Source organism: Micromonospora sp. NPDC049107 (genome assembly GCF_040648595.1).
Lineage (GTDB): Bacteria > Actinomycetota > Actinomycetes > Mycobacteriales > Micromonosporaceae > Micromonospora.
In genome coordinates this window covers 374,817-401,538 of the sequence record NZ_JBEZEC010000005.1, presented here as the reverse complement: position 1 = coordinate 401,538, position 26,722 = coordinate 374,817, and the positions used below count along the sequence as shown (strand labels likewise).

Sequence of the window (26,722 nt, the reverse complement as noted above, 5' to 3'; positions counted from 1 at the left end):
TGGCAGGTCAACATCGGCAGTTCAGTTCCCGTGCGGCGGGTCGGGCTGTCCGCGGATCAGCGCGGCGAGTTCGTCGAACAACCGGCCCTGGGCGGCCGCCTCTGCCGATGCCGGGTCCGTGTTCTGGATGAAGCCGTGCTCCAGGCCGGCCTCCTGCCAGTGCACCACCCGTGCCCCGGCCTGCGCCAACCGGTGGGCGTAGGCATCGCCTTCATCTCGCAGCGCGTCGTGCTCGGCGGTCACGATGAGCGCATCGGGCATGCCGTGCAGGTCTGCTGCCAGCAAGGGGCTGGCGGGCGCGCGATCCACAGGGTCGGGCGTCCACTGCGTAATGGCCCAGGCGAGGAAGTCGGCATCAAGCGCGTGACCGTCGCCCATTTCCACGATGCTGGCCTGTGAAAGCGTCAGGTCGGTGTTCGGGCAGATCAGGACCTGAAGGGCGGGCAGGGGATCGCCCGCGTCGCGCAGCCGCAGGCAGGCCATGGTCGCCAGGTAGCCGCCGGCACTGTCCCCGGCAACCGCTGCCGGGCGCGCCCAACGGAGCACCGACACCACGTCCTCGATGGCCGCAGGGTAGGGATGCTCCGGCGCACGCCGGTAGTCGACGGCCAACACCTCGACGTCGCACGCGTCCGCGATGCGGCGACAGGTTCGGTCATGGGTGTCCAGGTCACCCAGGACGAAGGCGCCACCGTGGGCAAAGACAACCAGCGGCCGCGCCCGCTCGGAGGGCCGGTAGTGGCGCAGAACGATCCCGTTCGGTCCACGGAGATCTTCGACCTTGGTCAACGCGGGACCTGGGGGACGGTTTGCGGCTCGCCGCCGCGCATCTGCGCGGAGTTTCGACACGTCGGGACGGATCATGGAGCATCTCGCTTCTGCCACGGGCCCATCCCGAAGAGAGTGCGGATGAACAGGGCCGTCGGGATGTGGTCAACGATAACGAGGGCTTCGACCGGCCGTTCGCCGCGTGCTCGTGACAACACCGCGCCGCCCGGCGCCCGCCTGATCGAGGGGCGCCGGGCGGTCGGCGGTCACTTTTGGCCGAAGACCTTCCGGCTCGCGCCGAGGCGCAGGAGCACCGTCTCGCCGGTGGCGTCCTTGACCCCGTCGTTGTCGGTGATCGCGTACACCTCGCCGTTGCCGGACACGGTCAGACCCTCCAGCTTCTCCTGGGTCCAACCGTTGGTGGCCCGGAGCGCGGGCAGCACGTCGACGGCGAGTTTCTTCGGGAGCACGGTCAACGGGCCGGTCGCCGCCGCGACCGGCAGCGGCACGGTGTAGATCCGCTTCACCGTGGCGGCCGGGCCGTTGAGCTTGTCCCGCTCGATGACCGCCAACCGGTCGCCGACCACGGTGATCTCGGAGAGCCCCATCCAGTCGCCCGGCACGGTGGTGCTCTCCAACTGGTAGCCGAACCAGCTCCAGGTGCCCGCCGTGACGTCGTACCGGCCGAGACGCACGATGCCGGCCGGGTCGGTGCTCAGCTCCCGCTGCACGGCCACCCAGACGATCTCCCGGCCCTGCCGGTCGGTCGTCGCCGTGACGCCCTCCAGGCCCTGCTTGCCCAGGCCGGCAGCGACCTCGGCGGGCAGCGCGACGCTCTGCCGGGTCACCCCGGCAGCGTCGAGCCGGACCAGCCTGTTCTCCGTGCCCTTGGCACCCTCGACGGCGAGCCAGAAGCCGCCCTGCGGGCGGGCGAAGATGCCCTCCGCGTCGTATCCGACCGGCGTGCCGGCCGCGTCCCGCACCGGCAGCGCACCGGTGATCACGGCGGGCGTGCGCTTCGCGTCGATGGTGAGGATCCGGGTCTGGCTGTACGCAGCGTCGGTGACGCTGTAGAGCTGGTCCCGCTTACCCGGCACCGCGCTCAACGCGCCGAGTGCGCCCCACCCGATCGGAGCGCCTGACTCCTCCGACGCGGAGACGATGCTCGGGAAGGCCGTGGTGCCCCTGCCGATCCGGAAGAGAGACACCGATGCCCGGACGTTGACCGACGCGTCGTCCGTCTCGCTGGAGACGGCGAGCAGGCCGCGCGACGGGATGGGCAGCAGGCCCTCCGGTCCGTTGGTGGTCGGCAGGATCTGCCGGAACACCGGCCGGGTGGGGTCGCCCAGTTCGTACACGGCGACGAAGTTGCTGCGCTCCGAGCCGACGAAGGCGTACCGCACGCCGTCGTACTCGGCGACGGCCACGCCCTCCGGCTCGGTGCCCTTTTTGCCGGCCCGGTCCTCGTTGTGCAGCCCGTACGTGACGGCGAGCCGCTCGAAGGTGTTGCCGGCGTCCCAGGCGACCCGCCCGGTCCGGCTGTCGAAGACCGACCAGCCACGCGTGCCGCCGTGCCAGTCACCCTCGTTGGCCGTGGCCAGGTAACGGTCGTCGACCCAGGCCACCGCGTCCGGCTCGCGCGGAACGTCGGTGATGCTGCCGGTCAGGTCGATGACACCGTCCTTCGTGGTGTCGACCCCGCTGATCGTGGCGGTGCCCGCGCTGAACACCTTGGTGATCCGGCCGGTGGGCAGGTCGATCAGGGCGACGCCGTTGTTCTCCTGAAGCGTCACGGCCAGCTCGTTCCGGCCGTTGATCGAGACGTACTCCGGCTCCGGGTCGGTCGGCGCGGCCAGCCCGGCGTGGACAAGCGGGGGCAGCGCGCTGCCGTCGGCACCGGTGAGCGCGACCGGTCGCAGCCGCCACCCGGCCGGGGACTTCCCGGTCAGGTCGACGACCTGCACGAAGCCGGCGGGCGCCTGGGGAAGGTCGCCCTCCTCGCCGCCCGGCGGGGTGGCCTCCTCGTCGCGCTCGTTCTCGATTGCGATCGCGGCGTACCGCTTGTCCTTGCTGACCGCGATCGAGTCGGGCTGACCGCCGAGGTCGAAGCTCGTCACCCGCTGGCGAGTTGCCAGCTCGATCACGTCGAGTCGGCCGGACGGCTCGGTGTAGCTGCTGCTGGTGTTCACCACCACCAGCACGTACCGGCCGACCACGGTCACCGAGGTGGGCTCGTCCTCGGCGTCGCCGAGCTGCGCCAGCGAGAGCGTGCCGAGGCCCTGTGGCCGGTCCGACCGGGAGATGTCCAGGAAGCCGATGCGCCGGGCCAGCGCATCGGTGTAGATCAGGGTGCGGCCGTCCTCGCTGACCGTCGAGATCTCGGCGACCGTCGCGGTCGCGGGGTCCTCGCCAGCCGGGCGGTTCTGGAAGACCGGGTACGTGGCAACCCGGTCAAAGGCGAGTGCCGGTCCCGGGTGGTGGTGTACGCCGGCCGTGGCGGGGGTGGCCCCGGTCAGGCTGGCGGCAGCCACACCGGCCGCGGTCAGCGCGGTGAGTGTTCTTCTGAGTGTCAAGGACTTCCTCCGTCGGTTCGTACCCGCTCGGAGGCTGGCACTCGCCGGGGAGCGTCAGCTTGCCGCGACGTGAACAGCGGGCGAAGCGCTGAAGCGACGTCAGCCGCTGCGACGGCGTTTAGTCGCCGCTGACCGTGATCATCGTGCCGCCTCCGCCGGATCGGCTGGTACGAGCGACTGGGCCAGCCGGGCGTAGCTGTCGCCTCCGTGGCCCGCCGCGATGGCCCGTTCGATGATCGATTGCACGGCCTGTAGCGGCGTGGGGTCGACACCGCGTGCGGCCGCGGCGTCCCGGACGTGGCCGATCGCCGAGCCGGCCGACGCGATGGTGGAGATGTCGGCGGCGAAGGCCCCGGACGTGAGTTGGTCGGCGAACCGGTCGGCCATGTCGGGCAACAGGCCACCGATTCCTCTGGCGAAGCGAGCGAACGCGGTCGGGGCGATACCTTCGGTGCTGGCCAGGGCGAAGGCGTGCGCGAGCCCGCCGACGGACATGGCGAACAGGTCGAGCAGCGCCATCTCGTACGCCGCCGCCGTGCCGACGTCCGCCCCGAGGTAGGCGCTGGATCCACCGAAGCTCTCCAACCGGGGAAGGCTCTCGTCGAAGAGGGTTCGCGGACCGCTGTAGAGAATCGTCGCGGCCGGTGTGCCGATGGTCGGCGCGGGCGTCAGGATGGCGCCGTCGAGGTAGCTGACGCCCCGCTGCGCGGCCCAGTCCGCCATGTCCCGTGCCTCGGCGGCGTGCCCGCTGCTGAGGTTGACGAATGGTCCGCTCGGCGGGCGTTCGAGCCCCGACAGGATGGCGCGGACCGCTCGGTAGTTCATGACGCAGGCGATGACGACCGATGCCCGTTGTGCCGCGTCGGCCACCGTCGGAGCGAGCACCGCCCCCTGGGCCACCAGCGCGCTCGCCTTGGCGGGTGAGCGGTTCCAGAGCACGGTGGGGTGGCCGGCGGCGAGCGACGCGGCGGCCAGCGCCCGGCCCATCGGGCCGAGCCCCAGCACGGCGACGGTGCCGGATTGATTGTCCAGGTTGGGGTGTGTCACGGCGACGACGCTAAACCTTGACGTTGACGTGAAGGTCAAGCCCTGATCTGCTGTCGGGGTGCGGATCAGCGAACTGGCGCGGGAGGCGGGCACCACCCCCCGCGCCCTGCGGTACTACGAGGAGCAGGGCCTCCTGCAGCCGGCCCGTCTCGCCAGCGGTTACCGCCACTACGACTCCCAGGCGCTGCGGGCGGTGCGGCACATCCAACTGTTGTTGTCCGCCGGCTTGAACACCGCAGCGATCGCCGAGATCCTTCCCTGCATCCCGGATGACGCCACCGTGCTGGCTCCCACCTGCCCCGAGCTCCTCGACGCTCTCGCGGTGGAGCGCGATCGGATCACCACGTCCATCGACCAGCTCGCCGGTGCTCGCGCGGTTCTGGACCGGCTCATCCAGGCCGGCGCCCGGGCCCGCGACCAGTTCTGAGCACCGTCCGGCCTGCGAAGGGTGGCCGCCGCGACAACCTTCTGCGGGCCCGCTGCGTGGTAGGGGCGTGACCGACCAACAGAATCCTCTGTCCGCGACGGACCGGTCCTACGTCGCGTTCGTCGAGGTGGCGTGGGAGCGACATATCCGGCTGGCCATGCTGCTCTGCGGCGACCGCTGGCGGGCCGAGGAGTTGCTCCAGGACAGCCTGGTCCGGGTCTACGAGCGGTGGCGGCGGCTGTCCCGACTCGACGACCCGCACGCCTACCTTCGCCGGGCGCTGGTCAACAACCACACCTCGATCTGGCGGCGCCGCCGCCGCGAGAGCCTCGTCGCGGACGTTCCCGACCGGGCCGCCCCGGGTGGCGGCAGCGACCCCGACGCCGACGTCCTGCGCCGGGCGCTGCTGGCGCTGCCGGCGAAGCAACGCGCGGTCGTGGTGCTGCGCCACTACGAGGACCTGAGCGAGCGCGAGGTCGCTCAGATCCTGGGTTGCTCGCTGGGCACCGTCAAGAGCCAGAACGCCCGGGCGTTGGGCGCGTTGCGACACCTCCTGAACAGATCCTTCGACTCGGTGAGCAGGTGACAGTCATGAACGACATCGACGACCGACTGGTACGCGGACTACACGACCTCGTGGACGGCGAACCGGATTCCGCCCCGGACGTGCCGGCGCTGCTCGAGCGCGGTCGGCGGGGTCGCCGCCGTCGGGCCACCGCCCTGGCGGGTACGACCTGCGCGCTGCTGGCGTTGGGTGTCGGCACCGCCGTCACGGTGACGACGAACGCCCCACCCGAGCGTCCCGGCGTCACCGCCCGGGCCGCGCGTCCGGAGCAGGTCTCGCCGGCGCTGCGCCTGGTCTCGGCGGCCACCGCCAGCGAGAACATCAGCTACCGGATGCGCCTGGACAACTCGGGGCCGGGCGGGCTGACCTACGAGGGTGCGTTCGACCCGAGGACCGCCACGGGGTACGTCCGGGTTCCGCACGACGACTCGATCCAGACCGAGCTGCTGATCGACGGCACCCGGTACGAGGGCGCGGAACGGCCGCAGGGCGAGCTGCCGCCCGACAAGGGACCGGGCGAGACGTACGGCCGCTACGGGCAGCACCCCGGTAAATACGACCGCCTCGCGCTGCAGGGCGACGGGAACGCCGTGCTGGGCGCCGTCGCACCCGACCCGGCTGCCCTGTTCGCCGCGCTGAAGAGCGCGAACGCGACGGTCACCGAGAACCCGGACGGCAGCCTGCACTTCACGTACACGACGGCGGCCCGGGACGGGTCGACCGGCACGACCGGTGACGTCACGCTGGATCGCGACGGCCGGATCGCGACGGTGGCGCTCACCGTCACCTGGGAGTCGACGGCGAAGGGCCGGCTGGACCGGGGGACGGTCACCTCGACGCTCGCGTTGTTCGACTACGGCGTCGAGGTGAAGGTCGACCGCCCGACCGACGTCGTCATGATCTCGGAATAGCGGCGGGTGGCCCGGCGTCCACGATGGTGGACGCCGGGCCGGACGTGGCAGGGCGCAGCCGCCACCACGCGCCGCCGACCAGGGCCAGGGTGACGACGGTGACCGCCACGTCGCCGGCCAGGGCCGCCGCCGGGCTCGCCGGGGAGTAGGGCGGCACCAGGTACGCGAAGGCGGCGGCGCTGACCACGTTCGCCGAGGCGGCGGCGAGTACGTGCCGCTGCCCCCAGCGCGCGCCGGCCGACCAGTACGCGACGACTGCTCCCACGGCGGCGGTGAGTGCCAGCGCGACGGCCACCCCCGGCCAGCCGGGCGTCGGGTCGGTGAAGAGGTGGGCGACGACGACCAGTAGGCCGACCCAGAGCGGGTGCGGCACCCGCCGGGCGCGACGCGGACGGGTACGACGCCAGCGGGGCAGCAGGGCCGCCGCGACCAGGGTGAGGACGACCGCCGTGGCGAAGCTCAGTTGCAGCGGGCTGGCCAGGAAGTTCTTGCGGCCCTCGGGCGAGGTGAAGACCAGCAGGCTGCCGAGCAGGTAGACCACTCCTACCACGGCGAGCCCGGGTCGCCCGAGCCACGGCCGACGCCGCCTCTTCGCGCCGAGGAACGACTCGACGAACACGATCGGCGCGCAGATGGTCAGCAGGATGTGGTTACCGACGTAGTCGTACGCCTGCCGGAGGCTGAACCCGAGCCCCGGCACCAGCGACGCCTCGGCGGCGGCGCGGGTGTCGGCGTACTGGGTGTCGTCGAGGTAGCCGGGGTTGAACAGCGACTGGTCCACCAGACCGGCCTGCAGGACGCCGAACGCGGCGGCGAGCAGCACGATCGCCGGCCATCCCGCGCCTAGGCGTCGGGCGGCCTCCCGGATCAGGATCGCCGCTCCGCCGTACATCGGGCCCAGGGCGATGATCACCGGGAGGAAGTCGTCGATGGCGAAGCCACCCCACGAGCACTCGGCCGCCCAGGGCGCGAGCAGCAGCAATGCCACCACCGGCACAAGCCGGCGGCGCAGCGGCGGACGGTCGGCACGGTCGGGTTCGGTCGGCACGGATGCTCCTCGGCGGCTCGGTCGGGGGTCGCCGGTCACCGTGCGCGAGCCAGCCGGCCAGCCGCTACGGCCATCGGCCGATGGCGACGGCGACCAAAGTCGTTGCGTAGGGTGGTGCGGACGTCGTCACCACCGGGAGCACGCGGATGCAGCCACACGCCACGGCCGACCTGACGGTCCCGCCCACCGCCATCGAGAGCCCGCTGCTCAGCTACCGCGACGAGGCGACCGGCGAGCGCGTCGACCTCACCGCCCAGCAGGTCGGCGCCTGGTCCGCGCGCAGCGCGAGCCTGCTGCGGGACGGCTGCGGGCTCGGCCCCGGCAGCCGCGTAGCGGTGTTACTGCCTGCGCACTGGCGTACCGCCGCGGTGTTGTTGGGGGCGTGGGCGTGCGGGCTGGCGGTGTCGTTCCGGCCGCGTGCCACGGCGGGCCTGCCGGTGCTGGAGCCCGGCGGCGACCGGCCGTTCGACGCGGTCTTCGTGACGCCGGAGCGCCAGGACGACTGGTTGGAGGACGTGCCGGACGCGCCGCACCGCTACCTGGTCGGCACCGGGCCGGGCCGGCTCGCCGACGTGCCGCTGGGCTGGTTGGACTGGTCCGCCGAGGTGCTTCGCCACCCGGACGTCACGCCCGACCACACCGCCATCCGCCCGTCGGACCAGGCGAGCGCGGACGGCACGACCTACGGGCAGTGGGGTGCGCTCGCCCGGGAGGTCGCCGGGATGCTCGACCTGCGCGCCGGTGACCGGCTGCTGGTGGATGCGGCCGAGCACGAGCAGCCGCTGAAGTGGTTGCTCGCGCCGCTCTCGGCCGGCGCGTCGGTGGTCATCAGCGCCAATCTCGACCCGGCCCGACGGGACGCGGTCGTCGCCGCCGAGCAGGTCACCCGGATCCTCTGACCTGCCTAGATCTGCGTTCTCGCTTCTTCGATCTGCCGCACGACGGCATGGGCGCCGTGCGCCTGCGCGATGGCGTCCGCCTCGTCGAGGGTCGCGAGCGCGTCCGCGTGGCGGTCCTGGGCGGCGGCGACGTAGGCCAGCCCGACCATGTTGGCGGCCACACCGGACAGCGCTCCGATATCTCGGCGCAGCCGTGACGACTCCTCCAGCCGCTCGCGCGCTTCATCCAGCCGGCCGGCCATGTGCGCCGCGATGCCCAGGTGTCGCAGGGCCTCGGCCTCGGTCGACCGGTCGCCGACCTGCGCCGCCAGTTGGCGGGACCTTTCCAGGTGCGGGACGGCGGTCTCGTTGTCGCGCCGGATGATCTGGTGCAGGCAGCCGATCCAGAACAGCGCCTCGGCCTGGCCGCGGGTGTCGGCGAGGGCCTGGTACAGCTCGTTCGCACGCTCGAACAACGGCAGTTCCGCCGGGTCCTCGACGGGGGGCGTGTCGCCCCGGGATCGTTCGTCGAGATACCGGGCGTGCAGGATCCGCCCGCGGGCCAGCGCGGCGTCGGCCTCCACCGCGTCCAGGTCCCGTTCGGCGTCGGCCAGTACGTGGCCATCGCCGCTGTACACGGCCTGTTCGTAGAGCTTCCGGGCCCGTTCGATGCGATCTTCGGCGTTCATCGCCGCCCCCGTCCTGGCATCGCCACTGCGTGCCGGATCAGCAGCCTAGTGGTCGAGGCCTGCACTGTGTGGACGGTCAGCGAGGGGTGGCGCGGGCATGCCCGCAACCGCGCGGAGCGACCCAATCAGCGCTGGCGGATCAGGTTCCGTTACATCGGCATATTCCCTGCTCAGAGGGGCTTTTGTCGATGTCGTCGACGTGTTCTCATACCGATGCGACGGCATCGTCGAACCCGCACCGCTCCCTCACCGAAAGGTGCACCGATGCAGAGCAGATCCCCCTTCCGGCTGGCGGTCCTCACCGCCACCGCCGCCACGTTCCTGGCGTCCGGCGGCGCGTCCGGGGCGCTGGCCACCGCCGCCCCCGTGACCGCGTCCCCGGGTGTCACCGCCTGCGCCAGCGAGCCGAGCGCCGCCCGGGTCACCTCCGGCGCAACGGCCAAAGAGCCGGAGCTGTACTCGAAGAACGAGGCCAACGCCTACGGCGTGATCAAGGACGCGCCGCGGCTGCCCAACGGCAGCGTGACCGTGCCGACGGTCTTCCACATGGTCTCCGACCACCCGTTCACCGCCGCCGAGACGGCCCGCTGGAAGACCCTCATCGCGGCGCAGATGACGGTCCTCAACGACTCGTACGCCGGGCGCACGTCGGCGGACGCCTCGGACACGCCGTTCCGGTTCTCGCTCGTCGACACGACGTGGACGGTGAACAGCGCCTGGTACACGGTCGAGCCGGGCAAGAACGAGCGCGACATGAAGAAGGCGCTCTACACCGGCGACTCGGAGACCCTGAACGTGTACGCGGCCAACATCGGCGGCGGGCTCCTCGGCTGGGCGTACTTCCCGAAGGGCTACAACAACGGCCGCGACTACATCGACGGCGTGGTGATGCTCGACGAGTCGATGCCGGGCGGCACGGCCGGCAAGTACGCCCTCGGTGACACGCTGACGCACGAGGTCGGGCACTGGCTGATGCTGGAGCACACCTTCGCGCACGGCTGCTCGGCGTCCGGCGACTTCGTGGCGGACACCCCCCGCGAGGCCGCCCCGCAGTTCGACTGCCCGATCGGCGCGGACACCTGCACCGCGCCCGGCCTGGACCCGATCCACAACTTCATGGACTACACGCAGGACTCCTGCATGGACATGTTCACCGCCGGCCAGGCCGACCGGATGAGCGACGCCTGGGTGGCGTTCCGCGCCGCCTGACGCGTCCCCGTCGGGCAGCTTGAGTGCGTTGATCAAGAGGTTTGCGTCACCGGAAAGCTGATCGGTGACGCAAACCTCTTGGTCATCTCCGGAAGAGGGCCCGCCGGGAGCAGGGCGCGGTGTGGTCGGGCGGCAGGGTGCATCGGCCGCCGGCGGGTAGTCGCTGGTCGCAGAAGACCCAGTGGCGTACGCACTGCTGGTCCTCGGCCGACACGGTCACCCCGCCCGGCTCGACGTGGGCGCTGAGCCGGGCCAGCACGCGGGCGGCGGTACGGGCGAAAATCCGGGCCCGGAACAGGTCGGGCGCGGTCACCGGCAGGTGGATCACCCAGCGCTCGGTCATCGGTCTTGGCTTGCTGCCGTCGGTGGTCGTTCTTCGCGTCGGTTCAGCAGCCGGCGGATCAGGTCGCGCACAGGGGACCGCCCTTCGTCGGGTCGCGTCGAAGTGGAGGGGCGGCCTCCGCCGGTTGCGGGCGGCGGAGACCGCCCCACCCTGCGACCGCAGCCTCGATCGGCGGTACGGCAGCAGGGCCGCGCCGGGGGAGCGCGGAGGGTGGGGTCTCGGCGGCGATGCGAGACCGGTACGAGAGGCGCCAACCGACCGCAGCAGCACCGCATCACCGACAGTGACGCTACCGATACCTGTCACCTCTGTCAACGCTCTCTTACCTGTCGAATCTGGCTGGCGCTGCTCACCTGCTTCTCCTGCGTCAGTTATTGCCGTTCTTTCACCTGTTGCTCGATACTGGGAGGGCCAACCGACTGCAAGGGGCCTTCGCGTGCCGATTCCGCCGACCATGGACGAGTTGATCAACGATCTGCTGAGGCGGGTCGAGGTGGGCGAGTTCCAGCTCGGGTCAAAGATTCCGTCTACTCAGCAGTTGTCCGACCACTACGACGTGTCGGTGTCGACGATCCACCGGGCGGTGGCGGTCCTGCGGGAGCAAGGCGTGTTGGTGGGCCGCCCAGGTCGGGGAGTCTTCGTTGCTGAGTCCGCTCAGGGCTGACCACAACCCGTCATTCGCCCTAACGGCGAAGCGCCTCGGCGACGTGGTTCAGAGTTTCTGTACATGTGTTAAGGCGGCCTTTGACGGGCCGGACGCGCCGCCGCCAGGGCTCGCGTCCGTCGCTCCGCCTTGGGCCACGCAACACGCCCGGCGGCTGGCGCGGAGGGCGGGTAGCCCGATGGGCCGCCGGATGACGACAGGCCGTTTCCGGTGAGCTGGTGGGCCGGCAGTCGGCCGTGCCGCGCGGCGAGCACCGCGCGGCGTAGGGGGGCCGCACACCGGTCTCTCGGCGGCTGCCGGGCGGATGGCGGGGTTGCGGTTACTACGCCTCCGGCAGGGGCGCTCCGGCTCCAGGATGGCGGGGGTCCGTCGGCGGCTTGCTGTCCGTGGGTGATGGCGGTGGGAGCCATCCCGCCCACCGTCGACACGGGCAAGCCGAGCAGACCACCGCCCGACCCGCCAGCGTCCGACCGTGCGTCAGGGCCGTCTTGACGTGGCGGGCTGGGCGGCGGCCCGCTCCCGATGTGGGCGGGTCGACGGCAGACGGGATGGCTGAGATATTGCCGCTCGATCAGCTCTAGGAATGACCCCCGGCTTTTTGGGCCTTCCACACAAAATAGGCCCCATCGGTCTCGAACTGCTGTCGCTCCTCGAAGTGTTTCGTGACGAGCGGTAGCGCAGTGGGTAGAAGCGCCACTGTCCCGGCAGCCGCGCCAAGGGCTGCACCGAGAGGGGTCCCAAGGCTTGCACTGACAGCCCCTAGCAGAGAACCGACTCCCGCCGAGGTTGCACCGAAACTGACCCCTGTAACCAGCTTCCGGACCAAAGATCGATTACTGGCAGAAATTTTTCGTTCCAGATCTACCACTTGCGGCTGGATCGAATTCCGCCACACCTTATCAGCTGCGGTCTCTGGTGACTCAGCCTGAGCCTGCGACACAGTCTCCTCAATTGCCTGGCGCAGAAGTTTACGGAAGCTGATGAAGTGGTCGTACTCCTCTTCCCGAAGTTTGATAAACTGCTCCGTGTTGAGCCCGAGTAGTACGGGGATCCTGACCCTCAGCGCAACGTCATCAACCGTGAAGGCATTCGCCCCCGCAGAGGCGGAAGGTACGAAAAACTCGTCATCGCCAAGAGAGGAGAGCGGCGCGCCTAGTTCCTTTGCAGTGACCGCGTTATGCAATGTCTCGTGCATGTGAGGCCCCAAGACATCCCGAGCCACGTCTACTTTCTTTGGCCTAGTTTTTCGGTCGTATGGCAAGGTCAGCGCCTCAGAAAACTGTGAGGACCAAACTTTTCCGCGCCACCTACGCGGTCCAGTCTGGATAACGCTCACCCGGCCCGCTCTGCTAAATTCCTTCGCGATACCCGTTAGATAGTCATCCTCGGCCAGGAAGCCTAGGCCCAGTTCATCTGCCTTCTGTTTCATGTGTTCAGGGCAGTAGCAGTCGACTTTCTTTGTGAAGCGAATGTAGTTAGCCAGCCCTGTTTTTCGGAGATGAAGCATCACCTTAATGTCGTCTTCAATTGACTCGATTAACGGATGCGGGTTTCCCCGACGCTTGGTGTCCAACACCCAGTCTCTGTATCGAGAGCGAGAGGGCCCTTCCATGACTACCCAATCGAAGTAGTGAAGCACTTGGGGAAATTCGCGATCCGAAGTCTTATTCCGACATTTGAAATCCGTGCAGGTGGCCCAAGAGGCCAGATCTAGACCGATTCCCGCAACCAACGCTCCCGTGAGTGGCACCTGAGAGGGATCGAATTTGTCACCTTTTCCCAGCGAGTCAAACAGTCTCTCCCTGAAAGCCTTGGACTGAAGTCGAGCTTTTAGATTCCCTTCATTTATCTCCAGCTCGTCAATCAGGTCGTATAGCCAGTGCTCTCCCGTGCCACGATTTGCCATTGCGGATCCTTCTTTCCTCTTGCTGGACCTAAGGAGGGAGGGAATCGATGATATTGCCCGTGCGCCACCCTCTAGGTGGACTCCTCCGTGTGACCGCCTCAGGCAGCCCGGTGGCCAGAGTCTTCAAGTTCCGCTTCAACGTCTGACACTTGGGCTGGGTGACCAACTGGGTGACGACGGGCGCGAGCGACGCTGGACCTCGGTGGACCTCTGCGGACTACTCGGACAGCTCACCCTGCTGCTAGTGCAGCTCACAGCCGGCTAGTGGTTTCTTCGGGACGAAGTGGTCAAGCTCCGCCCAGCGAGACTGCGGCGGAGCTTGACATCCATAGCCCATCGGGATGTAAGGATCAGAAGCCGAGGGCCTCGCGGACCCGAGCGGCGGCAGCGTTGACCGGGCCGCGCTGCGTGGCAATCTTGTTCTCGGCCGAGATGATCGTGCCCTTCCAAATGGGAGCGTCACGACGCCAGTCGATCTTGGCTGCGAGCGCAGCGTAGCGGTCACGGCGCACTTCCGCTGACGGTTCCTTGCCGATCTCGTAGCCCATCCGGCCGATGATGTTGAGGCCGGTCGCGGTCATGTTGATGTAGGTAGCTCGGAAGTCGGGAATCTGATTGGCTACGCCAGTGCCCGGCTGAATCCTGGCGATGGTCGACCACGGCTCCATGCGCTCGGTGAGGACCTCAAGCATCGTTAGGGTGTCGTTGATGAACTCCTCCTGCTTGTCGCCGGTGGCGAGGCGCTGCGCGGTCTGCTTGGTAAGGGAGTCCTCGCTCATTGCGTAGTCTCCGAACAGCATCTCCTTGACGAAGCCGCGAACCTGGTTGAGTAGGAAGACGTGCTGCGACGCCTTGGGCAGTGTCTTTGAGCTCTCGTCGATCCGACCCTTGAAGAGTCGGGCTTTCGTTGTGATTTGGCTGAGCACTCGGTTGACCGGCTCGCGGGTGTTGTAGACAGCCAGCAGGCTAGGCGGGATCTGCTTGGTTTGAGCGGCGTCGGCGAAGTCCTGCTGGATCCGGATCCTGTCCGTTTCGATCACGATGAGAACCGCCATGCCGTCCTTGCTCAACCCCGGCACCGCGTCCAGTGCGCCGGGCGCCGTGGAGCGGCCGGAGGGGTAGCCGACCAAGCCTGCGATGCGGTGTTGCCCGTCGGTCACGGTGAACGGCACCGTGTCATCCACAACCATGAAGCCCATACGGATGGCAGCGCCGGGGGCGCCAACCACGTGTAGCGAGGGGTGCTCGGTCACCGCGAGAGTGACCGGCGGCAGGATGTAGTCGGACGCGTTGGCGACCACGTACTCCTTGATGGACTTGGCGTGGTCCGGCATCAGCGGCCGATTCTGGCTCTCTCGCGGGCTCTCGCCCTTGGGCGCCGAGTTCGTCACCACGTTCCGGGCGATGAAGGAGTAGGGAAAGCTGGTCGAGACCATGGTCCGGCTTCCCTGCTTGAAGACCACGCACGGGAAGACGCGGCCGCCGACTGCGGTCGCTTCGAAGTTTGCCGCAGCGGATGCGACGTTGAGATCGGTGTGCTCCGTGGTGGCTGTCAGTGGACTGGCCATTGTTCTGCCTCGCTTCTGAGTGCGGTTCGGCGGGCGCCGGACAGTCCACACCATACTCATGCACGTCTTACGCGCACAAGGGCACGTAAGGAGGTGATCCACGCGCATGCTGCCACGGAGAGGCGCGCGATCGCCGCGATGCGGGGCGCGACTCGGAAGGCTGCAGGGGGGCGACGCCGCCTTGACACGTCGCTGCCAGGAGTCAGGTGTGCTCGGCACTCTCGTTTATGGTCTCGTTCATCTGCGTGCGAGGTTGTCCGCCGAGGGTCGGGCCGGAGCCGGAGCACGTGTAGCGCTATGCCGTTTGATGCAGGTGGTTGTAGCTGGACACCGGGTCGCTGACCTCGAAAGTTTGCGTGCCGCCTACCCCGTTGACAGCAGCGTTGACAACAACCGGCCTGGACGAGGACAGCGGTCGGGCATCGGCTGCGATCAGCCGCCCGAGGTCGCGGACGCGGCGGCCGACGGCGGACGAGCTGCACAGAGCTTGCAAGCGAGGCGTCCGGCAGCGAGGCAGCAAGAAGGCAGCGCGAGCATCGGTGCGGGTCGACCCCAGACGTGAGCCAACGACGCTTGCCACCTGTTCGCCGAGGTGGGCCGCCACCCGCTGGCAGCAGCCGACAACTTGAGACCGCATCCCCCCGACGGGGGTCAATCCTTGCCTAGAGGCGTTAGCGGGAACCCATCCCGGAAGCTCAGCGTCGCCTGAGCGGCCGGCTATCCCGTGGCGTGCCCCGAAAGGCACAGTTGATCAACTAACTGTTCACCCCCGCTGCGCCCGTTTCTCATCAAGCTCGCCTGGTGAGTTCGCCAACGGCCGGCAGGGTCACTGAACGGCCGCGCCCACCGGCGTGCCACAGCACCTGTAGACCGGAGCGCTGGCATGCCCGCAACCGCTCGGTGGCCCCGCCGTGTCGTGATCTCGGCGGCGTTCACCCTCACCCTGCTCGCCCTGGCGGTCCCCGCTGATGCCCACCCGTACGGCTATCCGCAGACCGTCACCGTTGCGGCGGACGCGGCCCGCCCCGACGTGGTGCACCTGACGTGGAAGCCCGGCGGCGTCGACGAGTTGACAGTGCTCGGCGTCCACCTCGGCCTGTTGCCGCAGGACCGCGTCCTGCTCGACGGCGCGGTCGACACCCGGGACACGGACGCGACAATCCTCGCCTCCTCACCGCTGTTCGCGAACTACCTGCTCAAGCAGATGACCGTCAGCAGCGACGGGCATGTGTGCGCCGGAGCCGTCGGAAAGGCGAGCGACTCTGGTGTGGACGTCAACTACACCTGCCCCGGCCCGCTCGGCGTCGCCCGCATCGAGATCCGGATGCTGAGCGACCTCGACCCCGCGTACCGCACGGTCGCGACCGGCCCCAAGGGCAAACGCCAGGTGTACGGCACCGACGAGTACTCCCACGACTGGCTGCTCGGCGACGCGCCACCGCCAGCGGCTGCCACCGGCCGGACGGGCCACGCCCAAAGCACCACCCGGCGGCTCGTCATGAGCGTCGGTCCGCTGCTGCTGCTCGGGGCCGTCGGGTCGTTGCTGCGACGCCAGGTACGTCGTCGACGGATCACCCGCGTCCGACCGTCGTCCTGAGACCGGCCGCCATCAGGGCGGCCCCCTCTGCCCGCCGCAGCCGGCATCACGGCGTCGGCGGTTCTTCGCACCCAACAAAGGAGAAACCCCGCCATGACGCACGACCAACGTGCGCGCCGGAAGCGAACACGCGGACTGCTGTCCGCGATGGCGCTCGTCCTCATCGCCGGACCGGCGACGACCCTGCATCCGGCGTTGGCCGGAGCGGAGGCCGTGCCGGCCAGCGCCACTACGCCGCTGATCAACCTGAGCGACGGGCAGAACGTCGAGGGCAAGGTGCCCGTCGTCGTCGAGCCGGTCACCGAGAACGACTCGGTGACCATGCTCGCCGTCGACGGCGACAAGATCAGCGCCGAGAAGACCGCCGGCACCGCCCACTTCGCGTTCGAGATGGGCGGCAACGGCACCGAGGCCCGCTACCGCAACTACCTGACCGTCAACGGGCACACGGCCGAGGCCGACCGGGTCTACTTCCCGGACGTCCCTGGTGGGCGGGTCGGAACGCTCGACTTCCCGGGCGACTGGTTGAAGCCGGGCGCGAACACCGTCTCGGTCCACGCCGGTGCGAACTGGGTCGACACCACCACGAAGACGGCCGTCGGCTACCAGGAACTGCCGAACGGTGAGGGTGGCCGCTGCCCCAACTATGACGACTACGCGCTGAGCAGCATCAGCCTCAGCCTCCTCGGCGTGGTCGCCGACGGCGAGCAGAACCTGTTCAGCTACAACTTCGGCGACGGCACCTGCGGCAGTTCGGCGAAGCTGCTCAACCAGGACCTCACCTTCGTCATCTCCGGCGAACCGGGCAGCACGTCCGGCCTGCGTACCGACCTGGACACCACGAAGCTCACCAACGGTACGCACACCGTCAGCGCGACGAGCCTGTCGGGCGCGAAGACGAGCGTCACGGTCGACGTCAACAACGCCCCGGCCGGCGCGGCGGTGGTCACCCCCGGTGACGGTGCCCGCGTACGGGGAACGCAGCCGGTCATCGCCGCGCTCGCGTCCGCCGGCAAGGACAGCGTCGAGTCGCTCGCGATCGACGACAAGCCGGCCGAGAACGCGGAGATGCTGGCCGCCGGCACCGCCACCCTCGGCCTCTCGGTCGAGGCCGGCAACTCGATCGAGGCCCGTTACCAGAACTACGCGCTGGTCAACGGCCACCGCATCGACCTCGGCGGCGACTACGGCGCGCTCGGCGCGGAGGCCGTGAAGCTGGCGTTCCCGAACCGGTTCCTGCACCTCGGCGACAACGTCGTACAGGTGCGCACCGGCGACTACAACGGCACGCTCAACGGTGCTACCTGCGCCAACCACGACGACTTCAAGCTCACCCGGGAGGCCACCAGCCTCACGCTGAGCACGGCGGGCACGGTGACGGCCGGCACCACGTACCTGGTCACCACCAGCGGCACGACCGTGACGAAGGCGGAGACGACCGCCGCGTCCCTGGCGCTGGGCGACGGCACCTGCGGCGCGAACAAGGACGCCGAGTTCCACTTCACCGTCGCGGACGCGCCGACGACGCGCACCGTCGACACCCTCGCCGCCGCCGGCGACGCGCACCTGAAGATGTTCGTCGGTGGCAACGGCAGCGACAACGGGTACGACAACAAGGTGCTGGTCAACGGCATCCCGCTGGAGATCGGGATGTGGGAGAAGGAGGTCGCCGACCTCGCCTTCCCGAACGAGTGGCTGGTGCCGGGCGTCAACGCCCTGGAGCTCGTGGCGGGCAGCGACCACGGCAGCGCCAAGCCGGCCGGCTGCGACAACTACGACGACTTCACCCTGCGGGACTTCGAACTCCTGCCCAGCGGCGCGAAGGCCACTCAGCTGACCCGCTCGGTCGCGCAGACCACGGTCACCATCGGCTCGGCCACCTACCCGGCCGGCTCGCCCGTGACCACGTACCTCGGTGATGGCACCTGCGGCAGCAGCTTCAACGGCGTCCTCACCACGATGGTGCTGTTCGACGTCACCGCCCAGGACGGCTCGGCGCTGCCGGCGCTGGGCAAGCGCGCCGACGTGGACACCGCGACGATCGCGGACGGCGCCCACACCATCAAGGCGGTCGTCGGCGACAAGACCTCGACGCGGCGGTTCACCACCGACAACACCGCCCCGGAGATCGCGAGCAGCGTTCCGGCAGCCGGCCAGCGGCTGACGTCGACGGTGGCGCTCGACGTCAGCGTCAAGGACGCCAGCGGGGTGGTCGGCACGCCGGTCATCACGCTCGACGGCGCGGCCGTCAAGCAGGGCGACCAGATCGGTCACGGCCTGCCGGCCGGCGAACACACCATCGCGATGACGGCGACCGACGCGCTCGGCAACACCGCGACCCGCGAGGTGCGCTTCAGCAGCGCGAGCATCCCGGACGTACCGACCGAGCTGAACGCCACGATCAAGAACACCGACCCGCTCTCGGCGGAGCTGTCCGCCCGGATTCCCGGCACCGAGGGTGTCGGGCTGACCGCGACCTTCACCAAGGCCGACGTCGTCCTGCCGACCAAGGGTTACCAGGGCGAGGCGGCCGACGTGCCGACCACGCTCGACGTCCAGCATGACCGGAGCGTGGACGTCACCTCGCTGCGTCCGCTCGACGGTTCGACCATCGACAGCCCGTCCAGCCGTGGGGTGGTCTTCCAGCGGTACGACCTGCCGCTGGGCGCCACCAAGCAGGAGCCGACGCTGCGCTGGTCGGGCAGCATCGACCCGGCGCGGATCGTGGCGCTGCGGGCCTGGAACCCGGCCACCGGAAAGTGGGTCGTGCTCACCAGTTCGCGGGGGAAGGCCGGGCAGGACACCGTCCTGACCGCGCCGGTCGAGGCGGGCTACCGCGACGGCGGTGTCGTGCACGTGCTGGTCACCGGCGAGGACCCGTTCGCCGACGACCTGTCGCCGCGCGACGCGACGGCGCAGAACGACAAGGACCGCTTCGAGGACCCCGCGTCGTACGACTTCTCGTTGGCGCACTTCACCGACACCCAGTACGTCACCGAGGGCGCGGCCGGCGGCACGTACGACGACTTCGACGGCAACGCCGAGCCCTCGGACGTCGAGACCGCCGAGGAGCAGGCGATCTGGTCGGCCGCGTACCGCGACCAGATGCAGTGGATCGCCGACAACGCGGACAGCCGCAAGATCGCGTACGCGGCACACACCGGTGACGTCATCGAGAACGACTACTACGACCCGCTGGCGAAGAACCCGGACGGCTCGCTGAAGCGGCCCGGTCTGCACGAGCAGGTGCAGAAGGAACTCGCGACCGCCTCGGGCTTCCAGAAGATCCTCGACGACAACGGCGTCGTCAACCAGGTCATCGCGGGCAACCACGACGACCAGTTGGGCGCCGAGACCGGCCCCGACTCCCGGTTCAGCCGCACCTTCAGCGCCGACCGGTACTACGGGACGGCGAAGGCCTGGCCGAAGGGCACCGAGTACCACGCCTGGGACGAGCGGACGAACGCCGACGGCTCGGTCACGCCGGGTAAGGACAACCAGAACAACTACCTGCTGTTCTCCGCCGGTGGCCTGGACTTCGTGGCGGTCGGCCTGTCGTACGGCGTCACGCCGGCCGAGGCCAAGTGGGCTGACTCGATCTTCAAGCGGTACAAGGACCGCAACGGGATCCTGCTCTCGCACGACTACCTGAAGCCGTCGGCCAACCCCGACGGTCGCGGCGCGGACTTCTCCGCCCCGGACGGCTCGCCGCTGTTCAAGCAGGTCGTCGAGGCCAACCCGAACGTGTTCCTGGTACTCGCCGGGCACGAGCATGGCGTCGGCACCAACCTGAAGTCGAAGATCGGGGTGACGGTCAGCCACGACGTCGTCGAACTGCTGGCCGACTACCAGTTCTATACGGTCGCCGCCGCCGAGCTGTGGCCGAACCAGGTCGCCGCCGACGGCACCATCGACGTGAACGGCGACGGCACGCCGGACCACAAGGCCACCGACCGGTTGCAGTTCGGCGCGAGCTTCCTGCGGCTGCTGCAGTTCGACGTGGACCGGGCCGAGATGCACATCGACACGTACTCGCCGTTCCTGAAGAACTTCGGGGCGACCGAGTACGACATCCGCCAGGACGGCAGTCAGCCCAAGCCGCGCTACAACGGCGCGGAGGACAACCTGACCCTGCCGGTGGACCTCACCACCCGCAAGACGTCGTTCACCACCGACTCGCTCGCCGCGTACGTGCCGGCCGGTACGATCGGCACCGACGAGGTGACCTCGAACGACGTGGCCACGACGACGTGGGACAAGCTCCTGCCGGGCACCTCGTACGGCTGGATCGTGTCGGCGAAGAGCGCCGACGGCGGCGAGGCGGTGGCCCAGCCGGCGGTGTTCACGACCGCCAAGCGGGTCCCGACGATGACCGTCACCACCACCCCGACCGCCTGGGGCACAGCGGCGACGGTGACCGTCAAGGTCGCGGCCGGCAGCACGCCGGTCACCGGCGCGGTGGAGTTGCGCGAGGGTACGACCGTGCGCGGCTCGGCCACGCTGACCAACGGCACGGCGACGTTCACCCTGCCGGTGGGGTTGGCCGGCGGCCAGCACGCGCTGACCGCGTCGTACCCGGGTGACGACCACCTGACCGCGGTCGAGGCCACCGCCACCCTGACGGTGAACCTGCCGGCGCAGTGGAGTTCGTCGACGGTCTACAACGACGGCGACCGGGTGACCTACCAGGGTCGGGTCTTCCGGGCCTCCTGGTACACGAAGAACCAGAAGCCGGGCGCCGACGCCAACGGCGCGTGGCAGGAAATCGCCATGACCGAGGACGGCACCGCGATCTGGACCGCGTCGCGGATCTTCAACTCGGGCGAGTTCGCCATGTACGACGGTAGGAAGTGGCGGGCCCAGTGGTACACCCGCAACCAGAAGCCGGGTGACCGCAACGGGTCCTGGGAGGAGATCGCCCCGACCCCGCCGGACAACAGCCCGGCCGCCTGGACGCTGACCAAGGTGTACACGGCCGGCGACCGGGTGTCCTTCAAGGGCCACGTCTACGAGGCGAAATGGTGGACGCGCGGCCAGGAGCCGGGCGACCCGAACGGCCCCTGGAAGCTGATCAAGTAGGCAGGGTTCGCGTGAACACCGGCCCGGGACCGATTGCTGGTCCCGGGCCGGCGTGCGCGTTGATCGACTCGGGTTCCTGGAAGCCGGGGTGTCCCGAGCGCCCCGACACCCCGCCTTCCTGGACCACGAGTTGACCAAGGCCCGGGGCGCCTCGCTCACCGGGAGGAGCAGTTCTCGCTGACGTCGGGTCGGAGCCGGCGGAGCTGGTTCGCCAGCGTCCCGATCAGGGCCGCAGGGTGCGTCACCCGTCCGGTGGAGGCCATCCGTTCCGCCCGTTCTCACGTTTGCCCTGCCCCTACGCTTCGCCGGAGGCGGGCGCGGGCGGGGCGTCGGCCACTGTCGACACTGACGGAGGGCTGATGGCGTCGAGGCGTACACCTCGGGTTGTGGTTGCGGCGGTGGCCGGCGCGCTGTTGGCCCTCGGCGTGGTCGCGCCCGGCCCGGCCGCCGCGCCGCCGCGCGCGGCCCGGGCGGACGGTGACGTGGTCCCCGTGCCGCGCGAGCCGCGCCCACCGCTGCTCCCGGCCGACTTCCGGGGCACCGGCCGGTACGTCGTGCGCGACCTCGGCATCGACGTGCCGTTCAGCTGGCAGGGCCGCGACGGCAACAGTCAGATGGTCGCCGGCGGCCCCGAGCACCCCATCTGGTTCACGAACCTGATCTACGAGAACACGCTCTACACGCTCACCTACAAGTGGCCGAACATCCCGCTGTTTCCGCCGCGCCCGTGCAGCAAGGTGCCGGGGTTCTTCAACCGGCAGATCTTCAACGACAAGCTGAAGACGTCCCGCTATGTCGGGCCGGAGATCCTGCAGGGTGCGGACGACCGGCACGTGGATCACTGGCGGGTGGGAGTGGTTGGCGGCTCGACCGTGCCGGGGGAGTTCTTCCGGTTCCCGCTGGCGCTCGGCGACATCTACGTCGACCAGCGCGACCCGAGCCGGTGGTGGCAGGTGCTCCAGTTCGGCCTGCAGAACCTCTTCGACCCCGAGCTGGACGAGTGGTTCACGCTCGACACCTTCGACCACCACCCCGGCGAGGTGACCCTCCCCGACCGCTGCCCACCCCCCACCCCCTAACCCCACCCCCACCCCCACCCCCACCCCGACCCTGCCGGCCCCCGCCGGCCCCCGCCGGCCCCCGCCGGTCCCCGGCCAGCCCGGTGATCAAGAGGTTCGCGTCACCGATCGGGCGGAATTTGACGCGAACCTCTTGATCAACAGGGCCAGCCTGAGGGCGAGCCCTGGGGGTTACAGGGCGAAGAGGAGGGCGGCGTTTAGGAGGACCACTACGGCCGTCGCGAAGTGGATGCCGAAGGCCACGGCCTTCGTTCCGCCGTTGCGCAGCACGATGAGGGTGTCGCCCAGGGGGACGAGCGCGACGATCAGCATGTACCACGCGACCGCGTCGGCGGTGGTGAAGGCGATCAGGGCGAGGCCGAGCAGCCCGAAGGTGACGTCCTTGAGCCCTTTGACCGTCAGGTAGGCGATATCGCCGTCCGGCCGCACCGGTACGCCGTACCCGGCGGCTGCGGCCCGCGGCACCAGCAGGAACCGTGCGCCGATGAAGAGGACGAAGAGACTGAGTACGACGGCGAGCCCGTAGGCCAGGGGTGACAACATGATCCGCTCCAATTGCTAGCGCTGCTAGGTATAAGAGCGACGCTAGCAGAGCGCGGACAGATTCGCTAGCGGTGCTAGCATTGCTGTCATGTCGACTCAGACGCGCCGGGAGCGCGAGCGGGCGGAACGGGAACGCGCCATCGTCGCCGCCGCCCGGGAGTTAGCCCTGGCCGAAGGCTGGGACGCGGTGACGACCAGGCGGCTGGCCGCCGAGATCGAGTACAGCCAGCCCGTCCTCTACAGCCACTTCAAGGGCAAGGACGCCATCATGGCGGCGGTCGCCGTCGAGGGCTTCGCTGAACTGGCGACCGCGCTGGTGACCGCCCGTGCGGCCGCGGCCGACCCACGGCAGGCGGTCGCCGACGTCGCTGCGGCGTACGTCGCGTTCGCCGACCAGCGACCCGCCCTCTACGACGCGATGTTCACCCTCGCCGTGGACCTGCCGTTCGCCAGCTCGGACGTCCCGACCGATCTCGCCCGGGGTTTCGCCGAACTGGCCGAGACGGTACGGCCGTTCGCCGGCGACGCCGACCTGGAGATTCTCACCGAGACGTTCTGGAGCGGCCTGCACGGTCTGGTCACGCTCATGCGCAGCGCCCGCCTCCGCCGCGAAGGCCACGACCGCCGGCTGGCAGCGCTGGTCGACCGCTTCTCCCGCTGACCGAGGCCGGGTTCCAGGAAGGCGGGGTGTCCGGGCGCTCGGGACACCCCGGCCTCCAGGAAACCGAGTCGATCAAGCCGACAAAGCAAAAACGCAGGTCAGTCGAAGGACGGTAGGGACGGGCCGAGGACGTCGTCGGCGTCGACGATCGTGTACGCGTACCCCTGCTCGGCGAGGAAGCGCTGCCGGTGTGCCGCGTACTCGGTGTCGATCGTGTCCCGGGAGACGACCGTGTAGAAGTGCGCCTGCCGGCCGTCGGCCTTCGGACGCAGCACCCGACCCAACCGCTGGGCCTCCTCCTGCCGTGACCCGAACGTGCCGGACACCTGGATCGCCACCGCCGCCTCGGGCAGGTCGATGGAGAAGTTGCCGACCTTGGAGATCACCAACGTGCGTAGCTCGCCGGTGCGGAACGCGTCGAACAGCCGCTCGCGCTCCTTGTTGGTGGTGGAGCCCTGCACGATCGGCGCGTCCAGGTACTCGCCGATCTGGTGCAACTGGTCGATGTACGCGCCGATCACCAGCACCTGGTCGTTCGGGTGCCGGTCAACGAGGGCCTTGACCACGGGCAGCTTGGTGCGCGCGGTCGCCGCCATCCGGTAGCGCTCCTCGGCCTCCGCCGTCGCGTACGACATCCGCTCCGCGTCGGTCAGCGTCACCCGGACCTCGACGCACTCGGCCGGGGCGATCCAGCCCTGCGACTCGATGTCCTTCCACGGCGCGTCGTACCGCTTCGGCCCGATCAGGCTGAACACGTCGCCCTCGCGGCCGTCCTCGCGTACCAGAGTGGCAGTCAGGCCCAGCCGGCGGCGGGCCTGGAGGTCCGCCGTGAAGCGGAAGATCGGCGCGGGCAGCAGGTGCACCTCGTCGTAGACGACCAGGCCCCAGTCGCGGGCGCCGAACAGGTCCAGGTGGGTGAACACGCCCCCCTTTCGGGAGGTGAGCACCTGGTACGTGGCGATGGTGACCGGGCGGATCTCCTTGCGCTCGCCCGAGTACTCGCCGATCTCCTCCTCGGTCAGCGACGTGCGGGCGATCAGCTCGCGCTTCCACTGCCGGCCGGCGACGGTGTTGGTGACCAGGATCAGCGTCGTCGCCTTCGCCTCGGCCATCGCCGCCGCGCCGACCAGGGTCTTGCCGGCCCCACAGGGCAACACGACCACGCCCGACCCGCCGGCCCAGAACGCCTCGACGGCCTCCCGCTGGTACGACCGCAGCGTCCACGGCTTGCGCCCGTCCTTGCCGGCCTCGGCCAGCTCGATCGGGTGCGCCTCGCCGTCCACGTAACCGGCCAGGTCCTCCGCCGGCCAGCCCAGCTTGAGCAGCGCCTGCTTGAGCCGGCCCCGCTCGGACGGGTGCACCCGGATCGTGTCGTCGTCGATCTTGTCGCCGAGCATGCCGGCGAGCTTCTTGCTCTTCGCCACCTCGATCAGCACCAGCCGGTCCAGCGCCCGCAGCACCAGCCCGTACGCGGGATCGTTGGCGAGTTGGAGCCGGCCGTACCGGTCCATCGTCTCGGCCACGTCCACCAGCAGCGCGTGTGGCACCGGGTAGCGCGAGTACTTGATCAGCGAGTCGACCACGCCCTCGGCGTCGTGCCCCGCCGCGCGGGCGTTCCACAACCCGAGCGGGGTCAGCCGGTACGTGTGCACGTGCTCCGGAGACCGCTCCAACTCGGCGAAGGGCGCGATCGCCATCCGGCAGGCCTGCGCGTCGGGGTGGTCGATCTCCAGCAGCAGCGTCTTGTCCGACTGCACGATCAGGGGTCCACCACTCACGCCAGCGTCCTCTCCTCGGTTGGCCGTCGGGACCGCCGCGGTCGCACACCCGCCGCTGGCCGACCATCCAGTGTTGCACGACGGGAAACGTCCCAAGAAAGATGCTCACCGGATGCAACCAGGACGGCACTTACGAACGTCTAGGAAAGGGACAACTGTCCAGGGGAGGTGCCATGCGGCGTGTCCGGCACACTTCTCGGCTGTTTGCCCTGGTGGTGGTCGTGCTGGTCGGTGCCGGCGCGTGCACGTTCGATCCGCGGTCCGGCGGGAGTGGTGGCGGGGGAGCCGCTCCGGTCGGTGCGGCGGAGCAGGCATCGGGGGCGAGCGGCACGTCCGGGCCGGCCCAGCACGGCCGGCCCACCACACCGTCGTCCGCCCCGAAACCCTCTCGAAAACCCACGCCGAAGCCGACCCGCGCGGCGTCGACTCCGAGCACCGGCGCGCCGACCGCCGCCGGCTGCCCACAGGGCCAGCACCAGCGCGCGGTGGAGACGTACCTCGCCCGCCTCGGCGGGTTCGGGGCCGTCACCGTCGACGGGCGGCAGTCCGCCGCCGACTGCGCCGCCATCAAGAAGTTCCAGCAGAGGTACGGCATTCGCCCCGTTGAGGGTCGCGCCGGACCGACCACCCTCGACGTGGCCCAGCGCCTCGCCACCACCGACACGACCCGCTGCCAGGCCGGCGCGGGCACCACGTTCTGCGTGGACCTGACCCGGCAGACCGTCTGGGCGATGCGGGGCGGCAAGGTGGTCATGGCGCCGACCGTGACCCGCACCGGAATGTCCGGCTTCCGCACCCCTTCCGGCACGTACACGGTCAACTTCCGTAACCCGAAGGAGTGGTCCGACCCGTACGAGGTGTGGCTGCCGTACTGGCAGCACTTCACCCAGGGCATGGGCTTCCACGAGACCACCACCTACCTGCACGACAAGTCGATCGGCTCGCACGGCTGCGTCAACCTTCTGCACGCCGACGCGGTCCGGATGTGGGAGCTGGGCAAGGTCGGCACCCGCGTGGTGCTGATCGGTCGCCGCCCCGGCACCTGAGCGACACGCCCTCCTTTCCGGGTTTTATCCCCTGTCGGACCGGTCACCGGAGTGTCACGCTGGGAGTCCAGGGCCGGATCGGGCGGGGAGGCTGGGTATGACGGTCGACCGTGAAGTGGTCGCGCAGTACGAGCAGGCGCCGCCCGACGAGGTGTCCCGCGCGACGGTGTTCGCGTACGCCTTCGCGGCGGCGCTGCTCTTCGGGTGGTTCCTCTTCGGGTGGCTGGTGCTCCAACAGGGCTTCGTCGACTCGGTCGGCGAGTCGGCCGGGGCCGGCTTCGCCCTCCTGCTGCTCATCTCGGTGGTCGGCACCGTACGACGCAGCCGCCGCTGAGCGACCACG

At 69.6% G+C, this 26,722-nt stretch carries 22 protein-coding genes; 12 read left to right on the top strand and 10 right to left on the bottom strand.

Going from position 1 to position 26,722, the window contains the following annotated elements:
• Nucleotides 1-21: 21 nt before the first annotated feature.
• The 3 genes from AB0B55_RS15535 to AB0B55_RS15525 all read right to left on the bottom strand — a co-directional run bounded on the left by AB0B55_RS15535 (nt 22) and on the right by AB0B55_RS15525 (nt 4,388).
• Nucleotides 22-789 (bottom strand): alpha/beta hydrolase, encoded by a 768-nt coding sequence (locus tag AB0B55_RS15535; protein WP_357171996.1) that lies wholly within the window; start codon nt 787-789, stop codon nt 22-24.
• 245 nt (nt 790-1,034) lie between these two features.
• Nucleotides 1,035-3,341 (bottom strand): esterase-like activity of phytase family protein, encoded by a 2,307-nt coding sequence (locus AB0B55_RS15530; protein WP_357171995.1) that lies wholly within the window; start codon nt 3,339-3,341, stop codon nt 1,035-1,037.
• A gap of 138 nt (nt 3,342-3,479) precedes the next feature.
• Entirely contained in the window at nt 3,480-4,388 is a 909-nt protein-coding gene (locus AB0B55_RS15525) for an NAD(P)-binding domain-containing protein (protein ID WP_357171994.1), read from the bottom strand.
• A gap of 58 nt (nt 4,389-4,446) precedes the next feature.
• Here AB0B55_RS15525 and AB0B55_RS15520 point away from each other — a divergent pair, with 58 nt between their 5' ends.
• The 3 genes from AB0B55_RS15520 to AB0B55_RS15510 all read left to right on the top strand — a co-directional run bounded on the left by AB0B55_RS15520 (nt 4,447) and on the right by AB0B55_RS15510 (nt 6,291).
• On the top strand, nt 4,447-4,815 hold the full coding sequence (locus AB0B55_RS15520; RefSeq protein WP_357123822.1) for a MerR family transcriptional regulator: 369 nt from the start codon (nt 4,447-4,449) through the stop codon (nt 4,813-4,815).
• A 67-nt stretch (nt 4,816-4,882) separates the two neighbouring features.
• Nucleotides 4,883-5,401, top strand: coding sequence for a SigE family RNA polymerase sigma factor (locus AB0B55_RS15515; RefSeq protein ID WP_357123825.1), 519 nt, complete (start codon nt 4,883-4,885; stop codon nt 5,399-5,401).
• 5 nt (nt 5,402-5,406) lie between these two features.
• Nucleotides 5,407-6,291 carry a hypothetical protein gene (locus AB0B55_RS15510; RefSeq protein ID WP_357171993.1) on the top strand — a complete coding sequence of 295 codons (885 nt, stop codon included), beginning with the start codon at nt 5,407-5,409 and terminating at the stop codon, nt 6,289-6,291.
• On the opposite strand, the gene AB0B55_RS15505 is transcribed toward AB0B55_RS15510, so the two are convergent.
• A complete protein-coding gene (locus tag AB0B55_RS15505; RefSeq protein ID WP_357171992.1) occupies nt 6,275-7,339 on the bottom strand; it encodes a hypothetical protein in 1,065 nt (354 codons plus the stop codon). The genes AB0B55_RS15510 and AB0B55_RS15505 overlap by 17 nt on opposite strands.
• Before the next feature lie 146 nt (nt 7,340-7,485).
• Here AB0B55_RS15505 and AB0B55_RS15500 point away from each other — a divergent pair, with 146 nt between their 5' ends.
• Entirely contained in the window at nt 7,486-8,238 is a 753-nt protein-coding gene (locus AB0B55_RS15500; protein ID WP_357171991.1) for a TIGR03089 family protein, read from the top strand.
• Between the two features lie 5 nt (nt 8,239-8,243).
• Here the strand turns inward: AB0B55_RS15500 and AB0B55_RS15495 are convergent, their stop codons facing one another.
• Nucleotides 8,244-8,906: a tetratricopeptide repeat protein gene (locus AB0B55_RS15495; protein WP_357171990.1), complete on the bottom strand. Its 663-nt coding sequence runs from the start codon at nt 8,904-8,906 to the stop codon at nt 8,244-8,246.
• Nucleotides 8,907-9,170: 264 nt separating this feature from the next.
• On the opposite strand from AB0B55_RS15495, the gene AB0B55_RS15490 reads away from it, so the two are divergent.
• Nucleotides 9,171-10,115, top strand: a complete 945-nt coding sequence (locus tag AB0B55_RS15490; RefSeq protein WP_357171989.1) for a zinc metalloprotease — start codon at nt 9,171-9,173, stop codon at nt 10,113-10,115.
• An 82-nt stretch (nt 10,116-10,197) separates the two neighbouring features.
• Here AB0B55_RS15490 and AB0B55_RS15485 read toward each other — a convergent pair whose 3' ends face one another.
• Entirely contained in the window at nt 10,198-10,458 is a 261-nt protein-coding gene (locus AB0B55_RS15485; RefSeq protein ID WP_357171988.1) for a hypothetical protein, read from the bottom strand.
• 436 nt (nt 10,459-10,894) lie between these two features.
• Here AB0B55_RS15485 and AB0B55_RS15480 point away from each other — a divergent pair, with 436 nt between their 5' ends.
• The gene (locus AB0B55_RS15480; protein ID WP_357171987.1) at nt 10,895-11,122 is read left to right on the top strand and encodes a winged helix-turn-helix domain-containing protein; all 228 of its coding nucleotides are present in this window, start codon (nt 10,895-10,897) and stop codon (nt 11,120-11,122) included.
• A gap of 577 nt (nt 11,123-11,699) precedes the next feature.
• Here AB0B55_RS15480 and AB0B55_RS15475 read toward each other — a convergent pair.
• Together AB0B55_RS15475 and AB0B55_RS15470 are read right to left on the bottom strand one after the other, a co-directional pair.
• A complete protein-coding gene (locus tag AB0B55_RS15475; RefSeq protein WP_357171986.1) occupies nt 11,700-13,028 on the bottom strand; it encodes a hypothetical protein in 1,329 nt (442 codons plus the stop codon).
• A gap of 350 nt (nt 13,029-13,378) precedes the next feature.
• Nucleotides 13,379-14,596 carry a DNA sulfur modification protein DndB gene (locus tag AB0B55_RS15470; protein ID WP_357171985.1) on the bottom strand — a complete coding sequence of 406 codons (1,218 nt, stop codon included), beginning with the start codon at nt 14,594-14,596 and terminating at the stop codon, nt 13,379-13,381.
• Nucleotides 14,597-15,479: 883 nt separating this feature from the next.
• On the opposite strand from AB0B55_RS15470, the gene AB0B55_RS15465 reads away from it, so the two are divergent.
• The 3 genes from AB0B55_RS15465 (at nt 15,480) to AB0B55_RS15455 (ending at nt 22,351) form a co-directional block, all read left to right on the top strand.
• On the top strand, nt 15,480-16,193 hold the full coding sequence (locus AB0B55_RS15465; protein ID WP_357171984.1) for a hypothetical protein: 714 nt from the start codon (nt 15,480-15,482) through the stop codon (nt 16,191-16,193).
• A 93-nt stretch (nt 16,194-16,286) separates the two neighbouring features.
• The gene (locus tag AB0B55_RS15460) at nt 16,287-21,272 is read left to right on the top strand and encodes a carbohydrate-binding protein (protein WP_357171983.1); all 4,986 of its coding nucleotides are present in this window, start codon (nt 16,287-16,289) and stop codon (nt 21,270-21,272) included.
• Nucleotides 21,273-21,658: 386 nt separating this feature from the next.
• Nucleotides 21,659-22,351, top strand: a complete 693-nt coding sequence (locus AB0B55_RS15455; RefSeq protein ID WP_357171982.1) for a hypothetical protein — start codon at nt 21,659-21,661, stop codon at nt 22,349-22,351.
• Nucleotides 22,352-22,522: 171 nt separating this feature from the next.
• Here AB0B55_RS15455 and AB0B55_RS15450 read toward each other — a convergent pair whose 3' ends face one another.
• Nucleotides 22,523-22,894, bottom strand: a complete 372-nt coding sequence (locus AB0B55_RS15450; RefSeq protein WP_355049204.1) for a DUF4267 domain-containing protein — start codon at nt 22,892-22,894, stop codon at nt 22,523-22,525.
• A gap of 88 nt (nt 22,895-22,982) precedes the next feature.
• Between AB0B55_RS15450 and AB0B55_RS15445 the strand changes: the two genes are divergently transcribed.
• Nucleotides 22,983-23,555, top strand: coding sequence for a TetR/AcrR family transcriptional regulator (locus AB0B55_RS15445; protein ID WP_357171981.1), 573 nt, complete (start codon nt 22,983-22,985; stop codon nt 23,553-23,555).
• Between the two features lie 98 nt (nt 23,556-23,653).
• Here AB0B55_RS15445 and AB0B55_RS15440 read toward each other — a convergent pair whose 3' ends face one another.
• Entirely contained in the window at nt 23,654-25,333 is a 1,680-nt protein-coding gene (locus AB0B55_RS15440; RefSeq protein ID WP_357123874.1) for a DNA repair helicase XPB, read from the bottom strand.
• 173 nt (nt 25,334-25,506) lie between these two features.
• Between AB0B55_RS15440 and AB0B55_RS15435 the strand changes: the two genes are divergently transcribed.
• Together AB0B55_RS15435 and AB0B55_RS15430 are read left to right on the top strand one after the other, a co-directional pair.
• Nucleotides 25,507-26,379: a L,D-transpeptidase family protein gene (locus AB0B55_RS15435; RefSeq protein ID WP_357171980.1), complete on the top strand. Its 873-nt coding sequence runs from the start codon at nt 25,507-25,509 to the stop codon at nt 26,377-26,379.
• Between the two features lie 97 nt (nt 26,380-26,476).
• Nucleotides 26,477-26,713, top strand: a complete 237-nt coding sequence (locus AB0B55_RS15430; RefSeq protein WP_357123881.1) for a hypothetical protein — start codon at nt 26,477-26,479, stop codon at nt 26,711-26,713.
• Nucleotides 26,714-26,722 lie beyond the last annotated feature (9 nt).